The organism is Virgibacillus necropolis (assembly GCF_044793635.1).
Classification (GTDB): Bacteria; Bacillota; Bacilli; order Bacillales; family Amphibacillaceae; genus Virgibacillus_F; species Virgibacillus_F necropolis_A.
Genome location: NZ_CP084992.1, coordinates 2964794 through 2986642, shown reverse-complemented (window position 1 = coordinate 2986642; position 21849 = coordinate 2964794). Strand labels below are relative to the sequence as shown.

The window sequence follows — 21849 nt, the reverse complement described above, 5'->3', positions numbered from 1 at the left end:
TCGCCTCCAAGACATTAGTCTTGAGGACGAGTTGTTGCGCGCCGTGGTGCCACCCCAGTTTAATAATATATCACCATATTATCCTTATCAGGTACGGCATGAAAATCATGCGTATACCCTAGCTCTATAACAGGAGCTCCTGTCACACCATCACCATATAGGTTCCAATGTACCGCTCGGAGGCTTGCTTCCAACCATGATTCTTACTCCTTTTCACCAACTGGAGCTCTCTTTGAAGAATTACCGGATGTACTCTTCTCTTCATAGCGTTTACTTATTATAGTTAAAAAATAGCCTATCAAATATGGCAAGTAATGTAAAGAAAGCTTTTACTTAGTACTTTTACTTAGTTGCTTTTGTCGATATAAACAAAGGAATTTCATCTTGTTCATTACCTTTGTCCTCATACAATCCCTCAATTTTAAAGCCCGCTAAACATTGTCCACCTATTTGCGAGTCCAGGGAATGACTAAACTGAACGCCTTCATTCCCCATCAACTCCTCTAATTCTTCCTTTGTTAAATCTTTCAGTGGATCAACCGGAAGTCTGCGATTGACAAAAGCTTTCCCGTTTTCCTCTTCTAAAGCATATAAAATTGGATTCGTGAAACCTGAAATTAGTGATCCGCCTTTTTTCAGAACTCGGTAAGCTTCTCTCCAAACATGATAGATATCTTGTACGTAACAATTCGAAACAGGATGGATAATCAAATCAAATGACTCATCATCGAATGGCAAAATTTTAGTCATATCGGCATGAACTAAATCAATGTCGTAGCCTTCCCGTTCTGCAACAGACTTTTCTGCCTCTAACTGGGCTTTCGAATAGTCTAGTATTGTTACATCAGCCCCCTGAGAAGTGAGAATTGGACCTTGCTGACCGCCTCCTGAGGCAAGTCCCAATACTTTTTTATTTTTAAGTGACCCCATCCATTCTTTTGGTACAGGTTTTGTAGGGGTTAGAAAGATATCCCAATCACCCTTTTTGGCTTTTTGAAATTGCTCTTTTGATAAAGGTACTGTCCAGATAAAGTTCTCCTGTGACCATTTATCCCATGTTTTTGAATTAATTTTAGTGTAGTCCATAACGTCTTCCCCATTTTTTTAGTTATTGTAATAATAATGATAACATAATTCTGAATATATAGTTTTAGATTATTGTAAATGATTGAAATCCCGTATTATTCTTATCGGATGTTTTGGTATACACTTTAGTTAATTAACTTTGGGAGATGATATCATGACAATTAATTTTCATGATCAAACGAATAAACGAAGCTATACAACACGAAATGCAGATGCTAGTTGGATAGAGTTGATGAAAAAAATCATCCGGACTAAATCTGTTGAACATGCATTAGATATTGGCTGTGGTGGAGGTATTTATTCCAAGGCGCTCGCTAAAATGGGGATCCAGGAAGTTACTGGAATAGATTTTTCAGTAACAATGATTGATGGGGCTAAAGAAAACTGTAGAAACTATAACCAGATAAACTTCCAAGTTGGAAACGCATTTAAAACTGAATTGCCTGATAAAAATTTTGATCTAGTAATAGAGCGTGCTTTAATTCATCATTTAAATGATCTAGCGGCTTGTTTTAATGAAGCTTTTCGCGTATTAAAGCCAGGTGGAACTTTGGTAATTCAAGACCGTACTCCTTCAGATTGTTTGCTCGAAGGAACTTGCAATCATATTAGGGGATATATTTTTTCTGAATTTCCACGTTTAGCAGAATTAGAAATTCAAAGACGACATAATAGTGCTGATCTTTTGCGGGAATTAGGTATGGCTGGATTTGTGGAATTAGAAGAAATAAAATTTTGGGAAACAAGAAAATTTTATCCTGCAAAAGAAGATTTATTGAGAGATATCCAACTACGAACTGGCCGTTCCATCTTGCATGAATTAAATGATCAGGAACTAGAGCAGCTTATAGAATTTCTTGATGATAAGATAGTAGAAACAGAAATCATTGAAAAGGATCGCTGGACTGTTTGGAAAGCGGTTAAAAAACACGAAGGGGAAAATTAAAAATGATTGATCAAGTAATGATTAAACCTATTACAGCAGATTACCAGGATGAAGCAAAGGGCTTAGTTCTTGAGGGAATGAAAGAGCGTTTTGGTTTTATCGACCATACGCTTAACCCTGACCTGAATATTCTTTGTGCGCATTATTCAAAGAGAGGAAATGCATTTTATATTGGATTCATAGACAATAACTTAATCTGCACGGGTGCATTAACAAAAGAATGTACTACTACTGGTAGAATTGAACGTATGTCCGTAAAAAAAGCGTACCGAAGAAATGGAATTGCCCAATTGATGCTTGAACATCTGGAGCTAAAAGCGAAACAATTGGGCTATTCGAAAATTGTTTTAGAAACAAACCAACTTTGGAATAGCGCCATCACATTTTACAAGAAAAACGGATTTAAGGTTGATTTTCAAGAGAATGAGAGAATACACTTTTTTAAGAAAATGCAGTAAAAGTCATTCTTTCCACTCCATTTGGATTTAGTAAAGCATATTTCCAATAAGAGCAGCTACGATAAATAATATAAAACATGCAATAAAGACATAACCTATTAATCTAATTCCTTTAGGAAGCTGACTCATCTTTGTTTCACTTTTCATTGGATTACCTTCTATAGTATTCAAGTGATCGATCGCATCATTAAAAGGTTTATTTGGTTGGTTATAGTCGTTTTCATTATCGTGGTTTGACATTAAAAAACCTCCATACCTCAGTATTAATCAATCTGATACCTCTCTTTGAAATCTGGACTTAGTTCACTCCATACGTCGAACTTGTTTCTATCAAGATCATAGAAAACAAAATTTCTTCCTGGATGCCCTCTGTCTTCAATATCTCCAACATTTATTCCTTTTTTCATGAAAGCTTTATGTAACTTTTCCAATTCCATTAAACCGTTAACCTCAAATGTGACTGTAAAATGTTCGTTGTCTTTATCATCAGTGAAATTTAATTTCTCACTACTTTTCGCTTTTACTAAGAAGAAACTCTGATTAGCAAAATCCATAATTGCCTTTTCATCATTTCGAAAGTTTTCCTTCGCATCAAGTTTTTCACGGTACCATTCAGCCGCTTTTCCTGGATCTGATACTGGAATGTAAATTGTACCAACCCGGTGTAATTTCCCTTTCATTCTATCACCCTTCACTTATTATATTTGAAAAAATAACATAAAACCTGAAACTACTAATATAATAGACACTGACTGAATACAAATCCCCACTATACTGCAAACTTTGCCAGCTACGGCATACTTCTTGTTTTCTTCATTTATATTACCTGTTCCATTTAAACTGTTGTTTGCGTAAATAATCCCAAATATACCAAGAATCAAACCAATAATAGGTATCACGATTGATAGTATACCTAATACTAACGATGTAATCGCATTGTTATTTTTATTCATTTTATTTATTCTCCCTTGAACCTATTATTGTGCAGGAAATTACCACCTTTTTACTAATTCTATTCACCGATAAAATTATCCTGCTGATTGAATCAATAAAAAGTAGGAAAGGATATCTCCTCCCCCACGCAAATATACTTTATTTAGATACTTTCTGTTTTTCATCCTGATTTTGGTTAGTCATGAATTTTGAAGATGGTAATTCAGATCCAGTTACTAATTTATTAATATAAGAGGAGGTATGCTGGTAACCATTCTCAATTTTTTCTGCAAGATAATTGGTTCGCTCAAAAAGAATGGAACGGAAGTAATCAATTTGCCTAGTGATTTTCTCTGTCAATGCCTCCTGGTTTTCAAGCCTGCTTAATACTTCGTCCCGATTTTCCTCTTGTTTAGACAGTTGATCTGACATCTGTTGTTGTAAATCGAACTGCTCACTCATTTTTGTCTTAACTTCCTGCTGTCCCAAATTATAATCTTCCAGCTGATCCACTATTTCCTGATTTGATTGACACAGACTGTTGATTTGACTCAACATTTCCCTTTCCGACAAGCGTTCATCTTCCACTATCACTTGCAGTTTCTTATTTTCTTCTTCTAAATTCTTTAAACGTTCCACAACATAGCCTTTATCCTTCTCGTGTGTAAGATTGAAAGCTTTAAGTTCATTCAACCTTTTACTAATTTCCATCCATTTAGCCATTTGTGAATTTTCTTGTTGCTGGTGTAAAGTTTTTAACCCGTGGATGGAATGTTGTATCGATTCATTGACTTTTAGTTGTCCATTTACAAGCTCTGCAAAATGATCCCTCTTAAAATAACTTTGATTGGGCTCTTTAATCTTCCCTTCGTTTTTAAAAAGATTCCCATGTTTTTCATTGTTCATATATAATCCCATTTTTTATTTTCAACCCCTTTGCCGCATATACTGTATTATCCTATGCATTTTATCTTTAAGGGGGGACAAATGACACAATTTCAATAAGGGTATGTCTTGCGAGTGAACGTGCTTATGGACCAAGTTTAGATTGTGACTCCCGACTAAAATTTTTTCTGTCCCGTTTTTGCGCTTTCAACCGGTGATCATTATAAAAATAGGCTCTTTTCGTACGCATTGTTGCTTTTCATCTTCATAGTTGATATAAACTACGACATAACTTTAGGTTTATTTCCAAAGTCATGTACTATTGCTGCCGTCCAGGATCGCTCCGGGCGGATGCTTTCCGCGGGCACGGCCTCAGCCTCCTTGCCCCGGCAAGGGGTATGCCGACGTTGTCCGCAAAGGACGCTTTTAGTCGGCCCTCATCACCTACCACTCTGCGGGGTCTTCGGACACGTGCTGTACCCGCAGGAGTCACCGCCCGGAACGATGCTGGACTTGTAAAGCTATTTACGTAAGAATTCTTTGTCATTTCTTTCAACTAATGAATGCTGTTATTGGCAACTATTATACCAGCAGCCCGTATACACGGAGACTTCTGCGGGAGGAAAGGCATCGGTGAGACTACGCAGTGCGTTAGCACAAGGAGGCTCAGCAGCCGCCCGCGGAAAGCGTAGTGTATACGGGCTGCGGCTGCCTTAGTAACTTGTTTCCATTATCAGTACTACAGACCTAATATAGTTAGAAGTTACGCCACATTTTATATCTATTCTTTTAAGAGCAACTATCTTTACGAAAACAGCCTAAAAATAAAACCATGTACTCCTCATCATAATACTTGCCGTCGATTTTTAATGCTTGCTCTTCCAAACCAAATGATTGAAATCCTAACTTTGTATACAGTCCTTTTGCTTTCGCATTTGTCTTAACGACTGTTAGGTTTAGTTTTTCAAATTTATCTATGGCTTTTGCTTTGTTAATAACTTCTGAAAGCAATGATTTCCCTACACCCTTTCCCTGCTTTTCAGGAGTTACGTACATAGCAAAAATGTTTGCACGGTGTTGTAACTTTAAATGTTTTTCCTCCATTAGTGTAACCATGCCTATAAGTTCATCATTTTCAATTGCACCAAATGTGTAATTGCCATCCGCATCCATGTTTGTAGCAACTTGTTCAATTGGATTTTCTCTTTTTATTGCCTCTTCATAGCTTGTAGCAAATGCTTCTGGGTTTTGCCTTAATGCTTCAAGCCTTAATTTCCAATACTTTTCTGCATCTGATGGTGTGAGTAATCTTACTTCCAATGTTATTCCCCCTGAAAATTCAAGTACGCACTGGCGAGATCAAATGAACGTATGTCGAGTCATCTAACGGCTCGATTAGAACTGGATTCATCGATCCACCCATGCTAATTTTTATTTCATCTGCCTTTATAGTCTTTATTGCATCCATTAAAAATTTACCATCTAAAGATAACGTTAATTCTTTATTACCGGTAATTGTATTTATCATTTGCGTTTCTTCTATTCTTCCTACTTCGGCAGTATTTGACGAAATGATTAGTTTAGATCCATCTTTGATTTTTAAACGGACATTATTATTTCTTGACTCAGTTGCAAATAAACAAGCTCGGTCAATTCCTTGAGAAAACCGCTTTGAATCCAGCGTCAAAACGGTTCGTGAGTCTTTTGGGATTAGTTTTGATATTTCAGGATAATTCCCTTCAATTAGTCTAGAGAAAAGGCGCATGTTGTTTCCCATAAATAAAACGTAATTATCTGAAAAAGAAATATGTATAGTTGAGGTCTCACTATTAATTAGTTTGATAAGCTCCTTTAAAGTCGTTTGTGAAACAACGATAGAATCTTTAATAGTAGAATCAATCTCAATCTCCTTAAGTGCCAGTCGATGTGAATTCGTAGCAACACATGTAAGTTTATTTTCATCGAATGCCATATTTACTCCTGTAAGAGCCGGTCTTGAATCATTTGATGCTACGGCAAAAACAGTTTGTTTGATTGTTTCGTTAAATTCTTTACCTGAAATGGAAATGCTATTTTGTAGATTAACTTCTGGAATACTTGGATATTCTGCCGCATTTAAACCTTTTAACTTCGTGATCACATCTTCTGATTGTATTTTAATTAAATTATTTTCTGTTACTTTGAAATGAATACGACTTGGTAGCTTCTTTACAACCTCACTCAAATACTTTGCCGGCACGACAATACTTCCATAACTATGAATCTCCAACTTATGTTCATTACCATCATTTAAGGGAAGAAACTTTTCTATAACAATTTCAGCATTACTACCAATTAATTTTAGTCCGGATTGATCAGCAATTATCTTTATCCCGGACAGCATCTGAATTGAGGATTTCGAAGTTGTTACATGGCTCACATTAGAAATTATATTGCTAAAATAATTTTTATTGATCACAAATTCCATAAAAAACCGCCTCAATTATATCTATTTACATATTTATTCGACATAATCCAGTATATTCCTGCACATTTTGAACAATATAAAAAACGCCACCATCCGCAAGTGCAGACAGTGACGCTTATTTAAGGTATATGTTACTCCTTCATTTTTTGTTCCATTTGTTCAAATTGATCTTGTATCTGTTTATCTGGATTTTTAGTCATTAAGCTGACAACAATTACAGCAATTAGACTGAGGAAGAATCCAGGAATTAACTCATATAAAGCGGAGTTTGCTAAACTTGGTATCATTAACCAGAAAACGATAGTCAAACCACCGACAGCCATTCCAGCAAGTGCTCCCCATTTTGTCATACGTTTCCAGTATAAGCTCAATAGAATTGTTGGACCAAATGCTGCACCAAATCCTGCCCATGCATTTCCTACAAGTCCTAAGATTGTATCATTTGGTGTATATGCAAGTACTAGGGCAATAATTGCTACAACTAATACTGCTAATCTTCCGACCATAACGAGTTCTTTGTCAGACGCGTCTCTTCTAAAGAATGTTCTATAGAAGTCCTCCGTAACAGCACTTGATGTAACAAGAAGCTGTGAAGAAACAGTACTCATAATTGCTGCCAGGATTGCTGCTAAAATGAAGCCTGTTATATACGGATTGAATAATACCTCCGCAAAAATGATTAATACAGTCTCAGGATCCTGAATTTGACCAGTTCCATTAAAGTAGACAACCCCAACAAGACCAACTAACATTGCACCAACAATGGAAATAGCCATCCAGCCGATTCCGATACGACGTGCTGATTTTAATTCTTTGACTGACTTAATTGCCATAAATCTTACAATTATGTGAGGTTGTCCAAAGTACCCAAGTCCCCACGCCAAGAAAGATATTATCGTTACAAATGATGCACCTTTGAAAAAGTCTGTTAAAGTTGGGTCAATGCGCTGGAGTTCATCAAATAAAGTCTGTGTTCCTCCAACTTCCGTTATTGCCACGATAGGAACCAATATTAATGCGACGAACATGATAACACCTTGAACAAAGTCTGTCATACTTACCGCAAGGAATCCACCGAAAAGTGTATAAGCGACAACAACTCCAACGGTTAGAAACAACCCAAAATGATAATCCATTCCAAATGCACTTTCAAATAAAGTACCACCTGCAACCATACCGGCACATGCATATAAGATAAAAAAGATTAGTATGAATATGCCTGAAACAAGACGTAATATATTAGATGAGTCAAAAAAACGATTTTCTAAATAGTCTGGAATAGTAATGGAATCTTTTGCAATTTCTGTGTAAGTTCTTAGTCTAGGTGCCAATATTAGATAGTTTACATAAGCGCCCACAGTAAGACCTATTGCAAGCCATGCACTTGCGATCCCTGTCACATACATTGCTCCCGGTAATCCCATAACCATCCAACCACTCATGTCAGATGCACCAGCTGATAATGCTGTAACTGCAGGGCCTAAATCCCGTCCACCTAACATATAATCATTTAGGTTCTTAGTTTTTCTATAAGACCAGTAACCTATTAATAACATGCCGACCATATAAATGCCCAGCGATATAAATACTCCGACTTCCACAATATCTCTCCTTTTAGTTATTGTTTGCTTTTAATAATAAATTTATGTTTCTTATTGATCCTGCGTTGACCAAATACAAGAAACATAAGTAAAAGCAAAAATTAACGCCAACGGTTATACAACTTATCATTCAACCAAGGCACATTCAAGCAAAGATAACCTAGAGGAAATAGTGAAAATCCGCGCTTACACACTAACATGATAGGAATGTAACCGCTTGTAAAAAATGTAAAAGAAGTAAAATTACGAATAATTTATCAGGGTATTTTGAAGGGAAATGCGGAAAGGTAGGGGTTTTTTTGATTATGTTCATTCTTTCAATACAATTCAGTTAAATTTTCACATAAAACATCCTTCATAAAGACGTTCTTATGAAGGATATTTTCAGAGATGTTACTCATATATTATTTTCTTCGGTTTTCGAACAAGACACATAATTCCTGCGATTAAGTAAAAAATGCCAGCTAGAATACCTCCGCCGAACGTGAATATTGCTATAGCAAGTGCTGTTACGATTAAAATGATGCCAGCTACTTTTGGTTTTTTGTTTCCCTTAACCAATAAAATCGAAATAATTCCTACTATAATTGCAATAATGGATATGATAGTCAGATATGTTCCACTATTACCCATAAAGTCCAAAGCATTGTTTAAATCAGCCATATTAATCGGCGGAGCATCCGGATTTTGCTCTGACGCATCTTGAAGAGTTCCTTGGACAAGGTCTCTGTTATTTTCTAACCAAATCATAAATACCCCAACACCCGCCATAAGAGCATATAGGAATGCGCCAATAATACTTAAAACAATTTCTCCTGTTCGTTTCAATTTACGAACCTCCTTACAATAAACTTGTCTATTAATATACGTTTTCACTTCGAATAAGTTTCATTTTTTTGTATTTCCTTTTGAATTTTCATTTCAATGACTGAGGTATTTTGAATGAAGAAATATTACGAAGGATTTAATAGTGTATTGGGGTTGGACGAACCCGTACTAGCAAAGAATTTACTATAATAGTTCAGTTTATCAAACGGCATCGTCCAACCTTTAAACATTCTACAAAATAATTTCATTTAAAGGATAGTTCCCTGCCTTTAGGATATATCAGGTTCTTTTACTAAAAACCATTATTAATAGGCCAGCCCCCATCCCAATTAACGTACCTACTGCTGCATTACCAAATAACAAGCCAAGTCCTATCCCAAGGGACATACAGCCCACAAATGCTATGCCTCCCCTTTCAAATTTCACACCTACCCACCCCCTGAATAAAATTTCTACTATCATCGCTAAAAACCAAGCAAGTTTTATGATGATACGTTACATTTTATTCGTGGATAAGCTAATCATTCCTTTAAGTTCATTTCTCACAAATTATCTGGGCAGCATTTTTCTTTGAATCCTAATCTGACCCCGATGATTAATTTCATCTTCAAACGAATGGAACCAAATGAAATAGTTATTCGATTGGTTATCTCCCCACAATCGATCAGAATACAACCAATTATCATCTCGTTTCTGAAACTCTTTTAACGTTCTTTCCCGAACTGTCTTTAATTTATCAACATAAAACTCTAATGAATTACCTTTAATCTCGCTTCTCCCTTTATCCCCAAGGTCATATCCCGCTCCCCATTCAAGTGTTTCCTGTTCATTTGGTTCTCTCTTATCAAATATTTCAAGTTGAAAACCAAACTCTACAGCAGCAATGTGGAATAAAAGCGCGCCGATAGAATTACTATTTTCACTATGTAAGTAATCTAATTGTTCGGTGGTTAACCCTTGCACCGCCTGTAATGTTGTGAGTCTAGCGTAATTCATCATGGATACTAGATGTCCCATTTGCGGTGAATAATCTTCTAACTCTTTTACTTTAAATTCCATTTGTATTGTCTCCTAACTTTGCATTGTATCAATAATTTATATCTAGTAATTCCTTAATTTTATTGATAACGTCTGGATATGTTTTAGTTGTTATATAAAATTTTCTTGAACCAGCGTTTTCCATGAAAAAGAAAGTACCATCTTCTAAAACATAAAATGAATAGGCTACATGTGTGCCGGTTTTCAGCTTTTTTTTATCAGAAATGGAAAATGAGTAGGAATCATGTGTCTTCAATTCTTCAAAGAACTTATCAGAATCTCCTTTTTTAACCTTCATGCCTTCAACCATTGTTAATAGCTTGATAATTTTCTTGTTATCTTTTATAACGATAGGATCTCCAGACACTCCTGAAACATTGTTTTCTACTTTATTTATCAAAAGCGTTTCTGCAAAACTTTTATCCTTGATTTCTAAAGGCTTCTCCTCATTTGAACATGCACACAGCATTAGTAGAATTAAAGTGGCACCTAACAACTTTTGGATAGACAACACCTACTCTCTTGCCCCTACCATTTCCGATAACTTCATGACAGTCTTCCAATTGCGCAAAGTTGCGGGCACATCCAACTTTTTAAGATGATTCGGCAGCTTGGATTTATGTAAATTCTGACCGAAATACATGTACACTTCTTTAGCATTTATTTGATACTCATCTATTTCATTATTGAAATCGGTTAATTGATCAATTTTTTCCTGTGAAGGTAATTCAGCTAAAAAGGATACATGAATACTTTCACCTTCTGTTAAATTTTCAAATGAATAAGGACAACTCCTGATAATCTGTTCCAGTTCAGTTGCTGTTCTTAAGATTACAGGGACAGGAAATCCAAATGTTGATTGGATTTCTTGTTCAAGTTGTTGTGTTAAATGTTCTGCATTAACTTCAGAATCAAAAATGACATTACCACTTTGAATATAAGTTTGGACATTCTTTAAATCCATTGATACAAGTAATTCTCTCAATTCCGCCATCTTAATTTTGTTGCGCTTACCTAAATTTATAGCGCGCAATAAAGCGATATAAGTGGTCATTTCTTCACCCCTTCATTAGAAAAAATCCGATACAAATAATCACCATGTCCGGGGGCTAACTTAACTTGCTCTTGATAAGAAACCCAAAAGAAGGAGAAAGTTAATCCATTTTCACTTCCCCCACCAGTTGGTTTATGATCCCATTCCTCGCGAATTTCGTCTACAATTATTTTATAAAAATACCGTTCATATATTTTTCCTTTATTTTCCCAACGATCACGTTCTATTAACCCATCAACATGAAGATCAACTAACCCTGTTTCTTCCTTCATTTCCCGAATAACGGCATCATAAGGGGATTCTCCTATTTCGACTGTCCCTTTAGGTATTTGAATCCCAGCTTCTTTTACTGAGTGCTTAAATACTAACACCTGAGGTTTTTCATCTATCATTCTCGTTACATATCCATAAGCTTTTTTAATTGGCTCCATACCTACACACCCTAACCTTTATTCAACCACTTGGACATAATCAAATCCTTCGCTTCATAATCTAATTTTTCGTATAAACTAATTGCTCGTTTATTATGTGCAAACACATGCAATGATATCTTTTCAATTCCATTTGCCAGTGCATGGTCGTCCAACGCTTTCAAGGCTGCTTTACCGTAACCCTGTCCTTGTAAGTCGTCAAAAATTAAAAAATCATAGATAAACGCTTCCTTTTGTAGATTTTCTGGATTATAGTGATACCATAGCCAACCTACCTTTTCTTCACTTTCAATTTTTGTGATTGCATATAAATTTTGGTGTTCGCTTTCCAAACCTTCTGGTAATAACTTTTCGAATTCTTTCTCTGAATTTTCAGGTGCTTCCTCTTTTGTCCATGTTCCCGCTTCTACTTTTTCTTCCGCATAACCCTGAATACTTTTAGATGTATAATGGGCAAAGTCATCCTGTGTCATGGGAATTAGTGTAACTGTCATTATGTTTCCTCCTAGCGTGTTTTATTAATCAATAGTGAACTTTAATATAAGACAGGATTTCCGCAACAGACCATAAAAAATTGGTCGCTTTGATATGTTCCCAGCTTTTCAACCCAAACAGTAAATTGTTCACATTCATTTATTAACTCATTTGTTGTTTGCAAAAAATCACCTTCCCAGCTTGGTTCCTAATAGTTTCATTGCCTCTTTTAAATCTACATCTTCAACAATATGTTCCGGCGTCCACGGCACATAAACATCCGGTTTAATTCCTACGCCAGACATGCCTTCACCCTCATCTATTCGAGATAGTCTTGAGGTTATACATTTGAAGCCCTTTTACGTATTAAAATTTATTACGTTGCTTTACATTTACAATTTCGACTGTTACGCAACAAATTCCTGCAAAATACGATCTTTTTATATACTTTAAACGGATAAGGGCATTGTTAAAGGAAAAAAAAGAGCTTATCCCCCTAAGGAGATAAACTCAATTCATTTTAAAATTTATGCTACTTTATCCAATCCATCATCTAGATCGATTGATTTTTGCTTTTGTTTGTTTGCTGAACGGTAAAACAATCCGATAATGATAGCTGTTATGACTGCAGCAACTACATAGGCAACATTAATTGGTAATCCAAAACCAATTTCTGCATATAAAATATAAGTCACAGATGCCATCGTAATAAATACAGCTGGGATGAATGCAATCCAATAATTTCTCTTAGCTAGGATTAAATACATTGCTCCTACCCAAAGTGCAATCATTGCCGTAGATTGATTTGCCCATGAAAAGTAACGCCACAAAAGGGTGAAATCGATTTTTGTTAAAGCAAATGATAAAACAAAAAATGGAACGATTACCCAAATGCGATTTAATACTTTCTTTTGACCAATTTTAAAATAATCCGCAACAATCATTCGTAAGCCTCGGAAAGATGTATCACCAGACGTAATCGGTAAAACGATAACACCTAGAATAGCTAGTGTTCCACCTATTGCACCAAGCATGCTAATAGATACTTCACTTACAACTGCTGCTGGACCGCCAGCTGCCAATGTTTCACTTAATTCATTACCACTGAATAAACTCATTGCTGCCGCTGCCCAAATCATAGCAATAATAGCTTCAGCAATCATCATACCGTAGAAAATTTTGCGACCTTGACTTTCATTCTCTGTCGTACGAGAAATGATTGGTGATTGTGTTGCATGGAATCCAGATAAAGCTCCACATGAAATTGTTAAAAATAACAGTGGGAAAATTGGAAGATTATCTGGATGCATGTTCGTAAAATTCATTTCAGGAATCGGTGCGCCAGTCACAATCAGACCAATCCCAACACCTGCAGCACTAAGTAATAATAAAGCGCCGAATAATGGATAAACTTTACCAATAATTTTATCAATAGGTAAAATCGTTGCTACAATGTAATAAACAAAAATCGCAGCTACTATTAGTCCTAACCCTAACCAATTTGAAGTTAAGTTATGAAGAAGCGTTGCTGGAGCAGAAACAAAAACTGTTCCAACTAATAATAATAATAGAACTGAAAAAGCATTTACAACGTGCTTCATGCTTTTCCCAAGAAACTTTCCTGCTAGTTCAGGTAAGTGAGCCCCACGGTTTCTGATTGAAATCATACCTGTTAAATAATCATGTACCGCCCCAGCAAAAATCGCACCTAGAACAATCCATAAAAACGCCACCGGGCCATATAAGGCTCCCAAGATTGGACCAAATATTGGACCTACTCCTGCAATGTTCAATAATTGAATCAATGAATTTTTTTTAGTGTTCATCGGAACATAATCGACATCATCCGCCATACTAAAAGCAGGAGTCTTTCGTTTTGTATTAGCTCCAAACACTTTTTCTACAAATTTACCATATGTTAAATACCCTACAACAAGTAGTGCAATTGATACTAAAAAAGTTACCATTTATAATTCCCCCTTTTCTATGAATGCGCTTTCATATTGTAGGAACAATTATAAACGGATTTGTGAATTAATTGTGAAAAAGTGAATAACACGTCGAAATTCGTATCCAACGTGTTAAAAATAGTACATGAAAGTTACCTTAAAGCTCAAGCAGTTCGCGTAGCGGCTTTACATAATTTCGACTAACCGGAATTTTCTCTTCCAACTTGTTCAGTTTTATTTCAAAAGCTCCATTAAACCATGGGGTCAATTGCTCGATTTCTTTTAAATTTACAAGAAAGCTTTTGTGTGTACGATAAAAAGAATAATCTTTAAGCTTCATTTCTAATTCCTTTAACGTTATTCGGGATTGATAGGTATGCTGTTTTGTATAAATAACTGTTTCTCGATCATGGTGTGTACAATAAACTATTTCATCAGGTGATAGGTATACAATGTTACCTTCTTTTTCAACAGCAAGTTTTCCAATAGGCTTCTCTTTGTTTTCTAGCACCTGTTCTGCCTCACCAATTAATAACTTCTCTAGTCTGTGAACAGTTTCCCCGACTTCATCTTCAGAAAATGGCTTTAATAAATAATCGACAGCTCCGTACCGAAAAGCTTTAACAGCGTAGTCAGAATAGGCAGTTGCAAAAACTACTTTAGGTGGATTCTTCATATTTTCAAGGGCTGCAACCATTTCAAGTCCCGACATATCTGACATCTCAATATCAACAAATAAAATATCAGGTTTTTGAACCATTGCCTTCTCAAGCCCTTTTTCACCAGAATCTGCTTCCGCAATAATCTTTATTGAAGGGTGGCTTGATAATAAATGCTTCAACTCCTCGCGTGCGTATAATTCATCATCGACAATAATAGCCTTAAGTTCTTTATTGGGCATCGTTTCTGTCCCCTTTCACTTCTTGAGGCAAGTAGAACTCAACAGAAGTTCCTTTTCCTTCCTTTGATTGAATGTTCAGCTTGGAATCTTTTCCGAACATCATTTCCAAACGACGATTCACGTTATAAAGGCCAATTCCTGTACCTGTTTCAGATGATACTGGTTTATGAAGTAGTTCACTTAAACGTTCATTTCCAATACCTTTCCCATTATCCTTTATGGTTACCAATACGCCTTTTCCCTTTTGTAGAACGGAGATTACAATAATGTTCTTCCGTGTTGACCCTTTCATTCCATGCTTTAATGCATTTTCGACCAGTGGCTGCAACGTCATCGTGGGAATCCTATAATCCATTAACTGTTCATCTTCAACATCATATGAAACTTGTAGTTTTTCAACAAATCTTTCCTTTTCAATGGATAAGTACGCATTTACATGTTCAAACTCTCGTGAAAGCTTCGTCATTGGGTTCGTTGAGCTTTCTAAATTTTTTCTGAAGTAACGGGATAATGAAATTAACAGCTTTCGAGCCTTATCCGGATCTATTCTAACTAATGAAACAATCGTGTTAAGTGCATTGAACAGAAAATGGGGACTGACCTGGGCTTGTAATGCTTTTATTTCTGCTTCCTTCATTAATTGATAATATCGCTCTGCATCTGCAATTTCTAACTGTTGGCTTAATAGTGAAGAAAGTCCTTTTATGAACTCAATTGTAACGGAAGAAATGTCTTTTTTATCTTCAAAATAAAACTTTAACGTTCCAACCGTTTCCGTTTTTCGTTTCAATGGTGCAATAACTGCTCTATCTAGAGGACATCCTTGATTATGACAGTTAATAGCATCCTTATCAGCAATTAATAATTCTCCTTCATGTAAAACATGCTGCGTTCCTTCTGTTTGGATTACTTGATTTGACCTATGGTGATCTGAGGCAACACCAATATGCGCAAGAATAACTTCCCGATCCGTTATTGCAACAGCTGACGCTTCGACCTCTTTTAACAATATTTCACACGTTGCTGCAGCTGTTTTTGTGGATAGGCCCTGACGTAAATGTGCAATCGTCATTTCAGCAAGGCGCAAAGATTTCTGGGCCTGCGTTGCGCCCATTTTTTCTTCTTCTTGAAAAACACTATTTATAACTAAAACGAATATAGCCGTCCCTATTCCATTAGCCACAATCATCGGTAATCCTATTTCTTCCACTAGTTGAAGCGCCTGATCAAACGGCTTTGAAATAAGTAAGATTAGACCCATTTGAAGAGTCTCTGCCAGACCTCCAACAAGTAATGCAACTAATGGTGGAACATGCCTTCTACTTCTTTGCAGACGTTTATGGATAAGACCAGCCAATATTCCTGCAATTATTCCAGATATGCTACAGGAAACAGCAGTAAATCCACCCAGTGAAAAACGGTGTATGCCAGCAATTACACCCGCACCTAATCCAATCTTCCAGCCGCCGATAAGACCTGCTATTACAATTCCAATTACTCGTGAATTAGCAATGGCTTCATCTTCCTCGAGATCCATCGCCCAACTTGATAATCCCAATGAATCTGTATTTACTACTAATCCTGTATATGTACCCAGAATGCCAAATAAACCGAACATAATCATAACCGGGAGGCGTTGTTTATCTGTTACATCTTGCTGATGAATAACGGACCTGAAATAACGCATCCTTGTCATCAGGAAAGCCACTGTAACAATAATTCCAATTCTCTCGAGCATTAACAATAGTAATTCCCACACTTGAGCATTCACCCCCAGATATATCCTTAACCTATTATAGATGATAGCTTCTTTTTAGAAAAACATTGTATACAATTATTGCGCTATTTTTCAGCAATATTTATAGAGACTCTCTTCTCATTCAGGTATATAGTTACTCCAGAGGTGAAAATCATGTATAAATCAATAGGTAGAAATAAAAATATACGATTCTATTTAATTGGAGGGGGAATCTCACGCTTGGGTGATGTGTTATCGGGAATGGCGTTTTTATTTCTTGCCTATGATCTAACAGGATCGGCTGTGCACACAACTGGTATGGCTATTGCAGAGACTTTGCCTTACCTATTTTTTGGTTTAGTTGGGGGAGTTATAGCTGATTGGCTCCCAAGAAAAAGGTTACTGATAGTTCTTGATTGTCTTCGCATTCCGCTAGTTTTTTCAGTAGTAGTTTTCTATCATTTTGATGTGATGAGCTATATGTATTTGTTAGTTGTTAGTTTTTTAATTCAAAGTATTGGATGTTTCTTCAACCCAGCCCATCGAGCCGTTTTGCCACAGATAACTAAACTTGAGGAAAGAACACTTGTAAACAGTTTAAATGATACAGTTAGTCGTGGCGTGACTGTTCTTAGCCCTGTTATATCTGTTTGGCTTTTGTCATATGGAGTTATTTATTTCTTTTTACTGGATGCATTAACTTATTTAATAAGTGTAATTTGTATTTCAAATGTGCATTTTACGGAGCAAAAGCAGCAAGTCGAGAGGTCTATTAAACATGTTTTTCTGGCTATAGCGGAATTCTTTGCATGGTTAAAGGAGCAGGGAACACTAAAATATTTGTTCCTGCTTACGTTCGTGGTTGTATTTTTCAACACGTGGGTATGGGAAGTGGGACTCTTACTAGCATTAACCGATATGACCAGCAAAAGCAAAGAAGTCTACAGTATTCTGCAAGGCGCATTCGGTGTAACCGTAATTGTGACCAATCTTTGTGTTCCATTTTTTATTAAAAAAATGAATGTAAAAATATATCTAGTTGGCGCTGGAATTTGGGGTAGTGGCATACTATATTACGGGATTCTCTATGATATTAAGCACTTTTTTATTGGTGCTGTGTTAGTCGGCATTGGCCTTCCAATTTCAAGTCTAGTACGAGTATATCTTATTCAATCACTCGTTCCAGAGGATAAGCTGGGTAGAGCGTTCAGTTCGAATGCTGTTTTGTTATATTTGTCTAATACTATATCTTTGGCCATATTTGGTTTGTTGGCAGTTACTATTTCAATTCAAAAAATAATGATAGGTAGTGGTTTACTTATCATTGTAGTCAGCTTGATTGGTCTACTTATTTTTCTGATAAAAAGCTCGAAAAGCAGTAGGAGTTTTTCCGTAAACCCGCCTAAATAAATTGTTATAAGCACCAACGCTTTTGAACCCTACTTGTAAAGCTATATCAAGAATCGTGGTAGTAGATTGTATTAAAAGGTAGTGACTTTTCATTAATCGATAGGTTTGCAACCATGAATATGGTGATAGTCCTGTTGTCTGTTTAAATTGATGCACAAACTGAAATTTATTTAATCCCGATAGTACTGCCATCTCATCGAGCGTCCAATCATTGTCATAGCTATCTTTTAACGCATTCATCACTTTCTGCAGTGCATCATTAGCCTGAAACGCAGGCAATTCGTGTAGATGGGAGCCTGGGCCATACTGGAGCATCAATATCGCTAACTGTGTGAGGGAATTTTCGACAAATAGTTTTTTCATTTCTTGAGAAGCATCATCATTGTACAGCATAAATTCACGCATAAAACCAACCCATTTTGTGATTTGTGGGTGTTTAAAGGATAACAAGGCAAATTCCGGTTCTCTTATATATATGTTTAATCCCTCCGCTACTTCTCTGAGTAAGGATTGGTCAAGTTCTACCAGAAATTTTTCCTTCGTAATATGTAATTGTTTGTGCTCACCATGTGGGTTCACAATTAAATATTCACCTGAATGGATAGATAAGTCATGTTGCTTCGTTTGGAATGAACTTATCCCAAAAGAAGAATATATTAACTTATAGCAATCATCACTTCTCCAGTTTCGTTCCCCCAGGTGGTCATTTCGCATGAGAAGCAAACCATTTTGATGATCTAGAATCATGTCAAAAACTCCCTTTTATATATCATCGAGACCATTCCCCTCCATATACCTGGATCACAGTAATTATTTCCGAGTCATCGTAATGAACTCCGCAACTTCTGAATCGAATTTTTTTTGTTCTACAAACCCGAACTTTTCGTATAGACGAATAGCTCTTTTATTGAAAGTGGCTACCGTTAAACGCATAGGGATATTCGGATGGGTTCGTACAATGTCTTCAAGAATAAATGAAAAAAACGTCGAGCCAAAACCTTTCCCTGTAAGATTTGGCTTCAATCCTACTCCGATATCAATACGTTCTTCATCATAAGCATTTATTTTATTTCCTGCCGGAACACGTGCAGATATCCCTGTGCAATAATAACCAATTAATTCATTTTCCTCATTAACAATTCCAAAATATGAATTGTCTAACATTTCATCAATTGCTTCAGAGTTTAATTCGTTATTATATAAATCATAAGGCTTTTCATACCTCCATTGAAGCGCATCTACTGCTAAATCCTTGGTCATTTTACTTTTTAATAACTGCATAACTTTACCTCATTCCCCTACATCCAATAATTATTTTTCCTCACCATTATTGGATTCATTAGATTTATCACTTTTCTTTTTCCTGAAAAAGTTTGTCAGGATAATAATGACTACACCTGAGATCATAATTGGCAAGGAATAGGAAGTGAAGTGTTCTGGCCAATACTTTTTCCAACCAATATTTTCATTCATACTCAGTCCAAATATGAATACGAGTAAGCCAAAATAAAAAATTACGTTTCCAGCTTTTGTATACTTTTTAATTGTCATGCACCTCTTTAGATTCTATTGTTCTGGCCTTAGAAACTGTGACCGGTTTATTGCATCTGTTTTCGTATAGCGTTCTCCTTATGTGATTGAAAAATTATGAATTATTAATCCTCGTCTATCATATCAAAAAAAATAGAGTTTGCGGTAGAATTTTGTTGAGATATAATAACCTGTTCCCGTGGCATCTATTTGCTCAAATTCTGATGGGGCACCGGCTACTTTCGATCTTTCATCGGCGAATATCCCGGGAGCATCGGCGGTTTTTGGGCATTCCCCGGTGGTTTTCTGGAATCCAACGGCGATTTCCAAACAATCACCGGCGAATCCCTGTAATTCATCAATAAAAATACCGCACTAGCTCATGTTGAACTAATGCGGTAATTTTTTAATGATTAACTGTTCTATTTTTACGTTTATCACGAAACTTTTTTATAAGTGGGTAAATCATTGGGCCATATTTAATCAGTCTTTTTATCAATTTTTTCATGGGTATCTCCTCCAGTACAAGGCATAGCTTGTACAATATTTCATCATACTTGTATGTTTCCTTTTTTAACGAATATTAAACATCTTCCACCCACTCTGTGCGTAGTATGGAGAAAACAAGTGCATCATGTGATTGACTATCTTGATAAAGGTAACCACGCAATATGCCTTCTTTTGTAAAGCCAATCTTTTCTAACAAGTTATTGGAAGAAACGTTATCTGGAAAAGTTACTGCACCCATTCGGAATAGCCCTAGATTATGGAAGGCGTAATTTAGTACCGCTTCTATTGCTTCAGTTGTAATCCCTTTTCGCCAATGATCGGGGTGCAGCTCATATCCAATTTCGGCTCGCTTACTCCAATTGCTTAGGTTGTTTAAGCCAATCGTTCCTATGAAGGCGTTCGTTTCTTTCCAAATAATCCCCCATCGCATACCCTGTTTTTTCGAAAATGTATCCTCGAATGAATCAATGATTTTTATTGCTTGATCAACACTTTTCAAACTATCCATGCCATAGAATTCTGTTACAGTGTCGTTAGACATAATTTCAAAAAATGCCTGATCATATTGATGATCAATATGTATTAATTTGAGTCGTTTTGTTTCAAGTGTCGGAAATTCCATAAGAAGGCCTCCCCTCCATTAATTTTCAAAGTTGATTTTTAATCGAATCATATCCCTGCAATGTATACCATTTTCCATGATTTTTTCCGAATAATGTTTCACAAAAAAGTCATGTTCAACCCCAAAAATGCGAAACCCGCATTTTTGATACAGTGCCAGTTGTCCGATACTAGAATTACCAGTCCCTACTTCGATTGCCTTATACCCTTGAGAATTTGCATTTTCAATTGCATGTAGAGTTAATTGTTTTCCGATTCCTTTTCCCTGTATTCCTTCAGCAACTGCTATATTTATAAGTTCAACTGTAGCTGAATTGATCGGGAGCAAAACATAAACTCCTACAATTTCACTCTCTATTTTTGCAATAAAGCATTGTCCTTTTTGTAAGTACTTCTCAATAAGTTCTCTTGAAGGATCTGCTGATAAAAGTAAGTCCATAGGCGGGTTGTCTTGCACGCCTAATTTTTGAATTACCATGTTATATACCATTTGTATTCATGAGTACGATTCTCCAGCCATCAGGGTCTTCGATTGTAATACCTTTTTCCTCCCAATATGAATTCTCAGGTTCAACCCCTTCATACCCCATAGCTTGTAGACGATTATATATACGATCAATTTCACTTTTTTCCGGTATATAAAGAACCAACAAATTATCTTCTGATGGCGCAGGACACGGACTGCCATCAACATGTTTTGTAAATTCCAAATGATAAGATAAACCCGGTAAGCCATAGATAACACCTGTATACCCGCGATGACCAGAAAATTCGGTCAAACGAGTTAAACCAAGACCTTTCTCATAAAAATCGATTACTTCTTCAAATTTATCTGTTGGTCTAGCTATTCTGATTTGTGCAGTCGAAAAATCGTTAAACTTCATTTTAAACTTCCTTTCACATTTTATTTGTAGGATCCACTAGCCTGATTAATTTCACCTATATCTGCTTACATCTCTTTCCATAGCATTATATTCTATTATTCGCAA

27 protein-coding genes and 1 other annotated feature are annotated in these 21849 nt (G+C 36.1%); of the genes, 3 read left to right on the top strand and 24 right to left on the bottom strand.

All coding sequences use genetic code 11. From position 1 onward, the window contains the following. Positions 1-19: 19 nt before the first annotated feature. Positions 20-274, bottom strand: a binding site (T-box leader). Positions 275-342: 68 nt separating this feature from the next. Continuing rightward, positions 343-1086 carry a class I SAM-dependent methyltransferase gene (locus tag LG329_RS14620; RefSeq protein WP_404451551.1) on the bottom strand — a complete coding sequence of 248 codons (744 nt, stop codon included), beginning with the start codon at positions 1084-1086 and terminating at the stop codon, positions 343-345. A gap of 154 nt (positions 1087-1240) precedes the next feature. Between LG329_RS14620 and LG329_RS14615 the strand changes: the two genes are divergently transcribed. Together LG329_RS14615 and LG329_RS14610 are read left to right on the top strand one after the other, a co-directional pair. Continuing rightward, a complete protein-coding gene (locus LG329_RS14615; protein ID WP_404451549.1) occupies positions 1241-2032 on the top strand; it encodes a methyltransferase domain-containing protein in 792 nt (263 codons plus the stop codon). A gap of 2 nt (positions 2033-2034) precedes the next feature. After that, positions 2035-2490, top strand: a complete 456-nt coding sequence (locus LG329_RS14610) for a GNAT family N-acetyltransferase (protein WP_404451548.1) — start codon at positions 2035-2037, stop codon at positions 2488-2490. 27 nt (positions 2491-2517) lie between these two features. Here LG329_RS14610 and LG329_RS14605 read toward each other — a convergent pair whose 3' ends face one another. From LG329_RS14605 to LG329_RS14525, 17 genes are all read right to left on the bottom strand, one after another. Further along, the gene (locus tag LG329_RS14605; RefSeq protein ID WP_404451547.1) at positions 2518-2730 is read right to left on the bottom strand and encodes a hypothetical protein; all 213 of its coding nucleotides are present in this window, start codon (positions 2728-2730) and stop codon (positions 2518-2520) included. 23 nt (positions 2731-2753) lie between these two features. Beyond that, entirely contained in the window at positions 2754-3170 is a 417-nt protein-coding gene (locus tag LG329_RS14600; protein ID WP_404451546.1) for a VOC family protein, read from the bottom strand. Positions 3171-3188: 18 nt separating this feature from the next. Then, positions 3189-3443 carry a DUF4190 domain-containing protein gene (locus LG329_RS14595; RefSeq protein WP_404451545.1) on the bottom strand — a complete coding sequence of 85 codons (255 nt, stop codon included), beginning with the start codon at positions 3441-3443 and terminating at the stop codon, positions 3189-3191. A gap of 139 nt (positions 3444-3582) precedes the next feature. Further along, positions 3583-4329 (bottom strand): hypothetical protein, encoded by a 747-nt coding sequence (locus LG329_RS14590; protein ID WP_404451544.1) that lies wholly within the window; start codon positions 4327-4329, stop codon positions 3583-3585. Between the two features lie 768 nt (positions 4330-5097). Further along, positions 5098-5628 (bottom strand): GNAT family N-acetyltransferase, encoded by a 531-nt coding sequence (locus LG329_RS14585; RefSeq protein WP_404451543.1) that lies wholly within the window; start codon positions 5626-5628, stop codon positions 5098-5100. 19 nt (positions 5629-5647) lie between these two features. Beyond that, positions 5648-6775, bottom strand: coding sequence for a DNA polymerase III subunit beta (dnaN, locus tag LG329_RS14580; protein ID WP_404451542.1), 1128 nt, complete (start codon positions 6773-6775; stop codon positions 5648-5650). 131 nt (positions 6776-6906) lie between these two features. Further along, a complete protein-coding gene (gene putP / locus LG329_RS14575; protein ID WP_404451541.1) occupies positions 6907-8376 on the bottom strand; it encodes a sodium/proline symporter PutP in 1470 nt (489 codons plus the stop codon). A 393-nt stretch (positions 8377-8769) separates the two neighbouring features. After that, positions 8770-9204 (bottom strand): DUF4064 domain-containing protein, encoded by a 435-nt coding sequence (locus LG329_RS14570; RefSeq protein ID WP_404451540.1) that lies wholly within the window; start codon positions 9202-9204, stop codon positions 8770-8772. A gap of 279 nt (positions 9205-9483) precedes the next feature. After that, the gene (locus tag LG329_RS14565) at positions 9484-9630 is read right to left on the bottom strand and encodes a hypothetical protein (protein WP_404451539.1); all 147 of its coding nucleotides are present in this window, start codon (positions 9628-9630) and stop codon (positions 9484-9486) included. 123 nt (positions 9631-9753) lie between these two features. Further along, positions 9754-10263 carry a DinB family protein gene (locus LG329_RS14560; protein WP_404451538.1) on the bottom strand — a complete coding sequence of 170 codons (510 nt, stop codon included), beginning with the start codon at positions 10261-10263 and terminating at the stop codon, positions 9754-9756. A gap of 28 nt (positions 10264-10291) precedes the next feature. After that, positions 10292-10753, bottom strand: coding sequence for a hypothetical protein (locus LG329_RS14555; protein WP_404451537.1), 462 nt, complete (start codon positions 10751-10753; stop codon positions 10292-10294). A gap of 3 nt (positions 10754-10756) precedes the next feature. Then, positions 10757-11296 (bottom strand): DUF1697 domain-containing protein, encoded by a 540-nt coding sequence (locus LG329_RS14550; RefSeq protein ID WP_404451536.1) that lies wholly within the window; start codon positions 11294-11296, stop codon positions 10757-10759. Next, entirely contained in the window at positions 11293-11727 is a 435-nt protein-coding gene (locus LG329_RS14545) for an NUDIX domain-containing protein (RefSeq protein WP_404451535.1), read from the bottom strand. Before LG329_RS14545 ends, LG329_RS14550 begins: the two co-directional genes overlap by 4 nt. 11 nt (positions 11728-11738) lie before the next feature. Further along, positions 11739-12221: a GNAT family N-acetyltransferase gene (locus tag LG329_RS14540; RefSeq protein WP_404451534.1), complete on the bottom strand. Its 483-nt coding sequence runs from the start codon at positions 12219-12221 to the stop codon at positions 11739-11741. A 507-nt stretch (positions 12222-12728) separates the two neighbouring features. Next, positions 12729-14168, bottom strand: a complete 1440-nt coding sequence (locus LG329_RS14535) for a carbon starvation protein A (RefSeq protein WP_404451533.1) — start codon at positions 14166-14168, stop codon at positions 12729-12731. Between the two features lie 139 nt (positions 14169-14307). Then, positions 14308-15051 (bottom strand): LytR/AlgR family response regulator transcription factor, encoded by a 744-nt coding sequence (locus tag LG329_RS14530; RefSeq protein ID WP_404451532.1) that lies wholly within the window; start codon positions 15049-15051, stop codon positions 14308-14310. After that, entirely contained in the window at positions 15041-16810 is a 1770-nt protein-coding gene (locus tag LG329_RS14525; RefSeq protein ID WP_404451531.1) for a LytS/YhcK type 5TM receptor domain-containing protein, read from the bottom strand. Before LG329_RS14525 ends, LG329_RS14530 begins: the two co-directional genes overlap by 11 nt. A 153-nt stretch (positions 16811-16963) precedes the next feature. Between LG329_RS14525 and LG329_RS14520 the strand changes: the two genes are divergently transcribed. Further along, positions 16964-18199, top strand: a complete 1236-nt coding sequence (locus tag LG329_RS14520) for an MFS transporter (protein ID WP_404451530.1) — start codon at positions 16964-16966, stop codon at positions 18197-18199. On the opposite strand, the gene LG329_RS14515 is transcribed toward LG329_RS14520, so the two are convergent. The 6 genes from LG329_RS14515 to LG329_RS14490 form a co-directional block, all read right to left on the bottom strand. Continuing rightward, the gene (locus tag LG329_RS14515; protein WP_404451528.1) at positions 18134-18946 is read right to left on the bottom strand and encodes a helix-turn-helix transcriptional regulator; all 813 of its coding nucleotides are present in this window, start codon (positions 18944-18946) and stop codon (positions 18134-18136) included. The two genes, LG329_RS14520 and LG329_RS14515, sit on opposite strands and share 66 nt — an antisense overlap. 63 nt (positions 18947-19009) lie before the next feature. After that, the gene (locus tag LG329_RS14510; RefSeq protein ID WP_404451527.1) at positions 19010-19480 is read right to left on the bottom strand and encodes a GNAT family N-acetyltransferase; all 471 of its coding nucleotides are present in this window, start codon (positions 19478-19480) and stop codon (positions 19010-19012) included. Between the two features lie 30 nt (positions 19481-19510). Beyond that, positions 19511-19750 carry a hypothetical protein gene (locus LG329_RS14505; protein WP_404451526.1) on the bottom strand — a complete coding sequence of 80 codons (240 nt, stop codon included), beginning with the start codon at positions 19748-19750 and terminating at the stop codon, positions 19511-19513. A 562-nt stretch (positions 19751-20312) separates the two neighbouring features. Next, entirely contained in the window at positions 20313-20861 is a 549-nt protein-coding gene (locus LG329_RS14500; RefSeq protein WP_404451525.1) for a GNAT family N-acetyltransferase, read from the bottom strand. 18 nt (positions 20862-20879) lie between these two features. After that, positions 20880-21338, bottom strand: a complete 459-nt coding sequence (locus tag LG329_RS14495; RefSeq protein ID WP_404451524.1) for a GNAT family N-acetyltransferase — start codon at positions 21336-21338, stop codon at positions 20880-20882. A 1-nt stretch (position 21339) separates the two neighbouring features. Continuing rightward, positions 21340-21744 (bottom strand): VOC family protein, encoded by a 405-nt coding sequence (locus LG329_RS14490; protein WP_404451523.1) that lies wholly within the window; start codon positions 21742-21744, stop codon positions 21340-21342. Positions 21745-21849 lie beyond the last annotated feature (105 nt).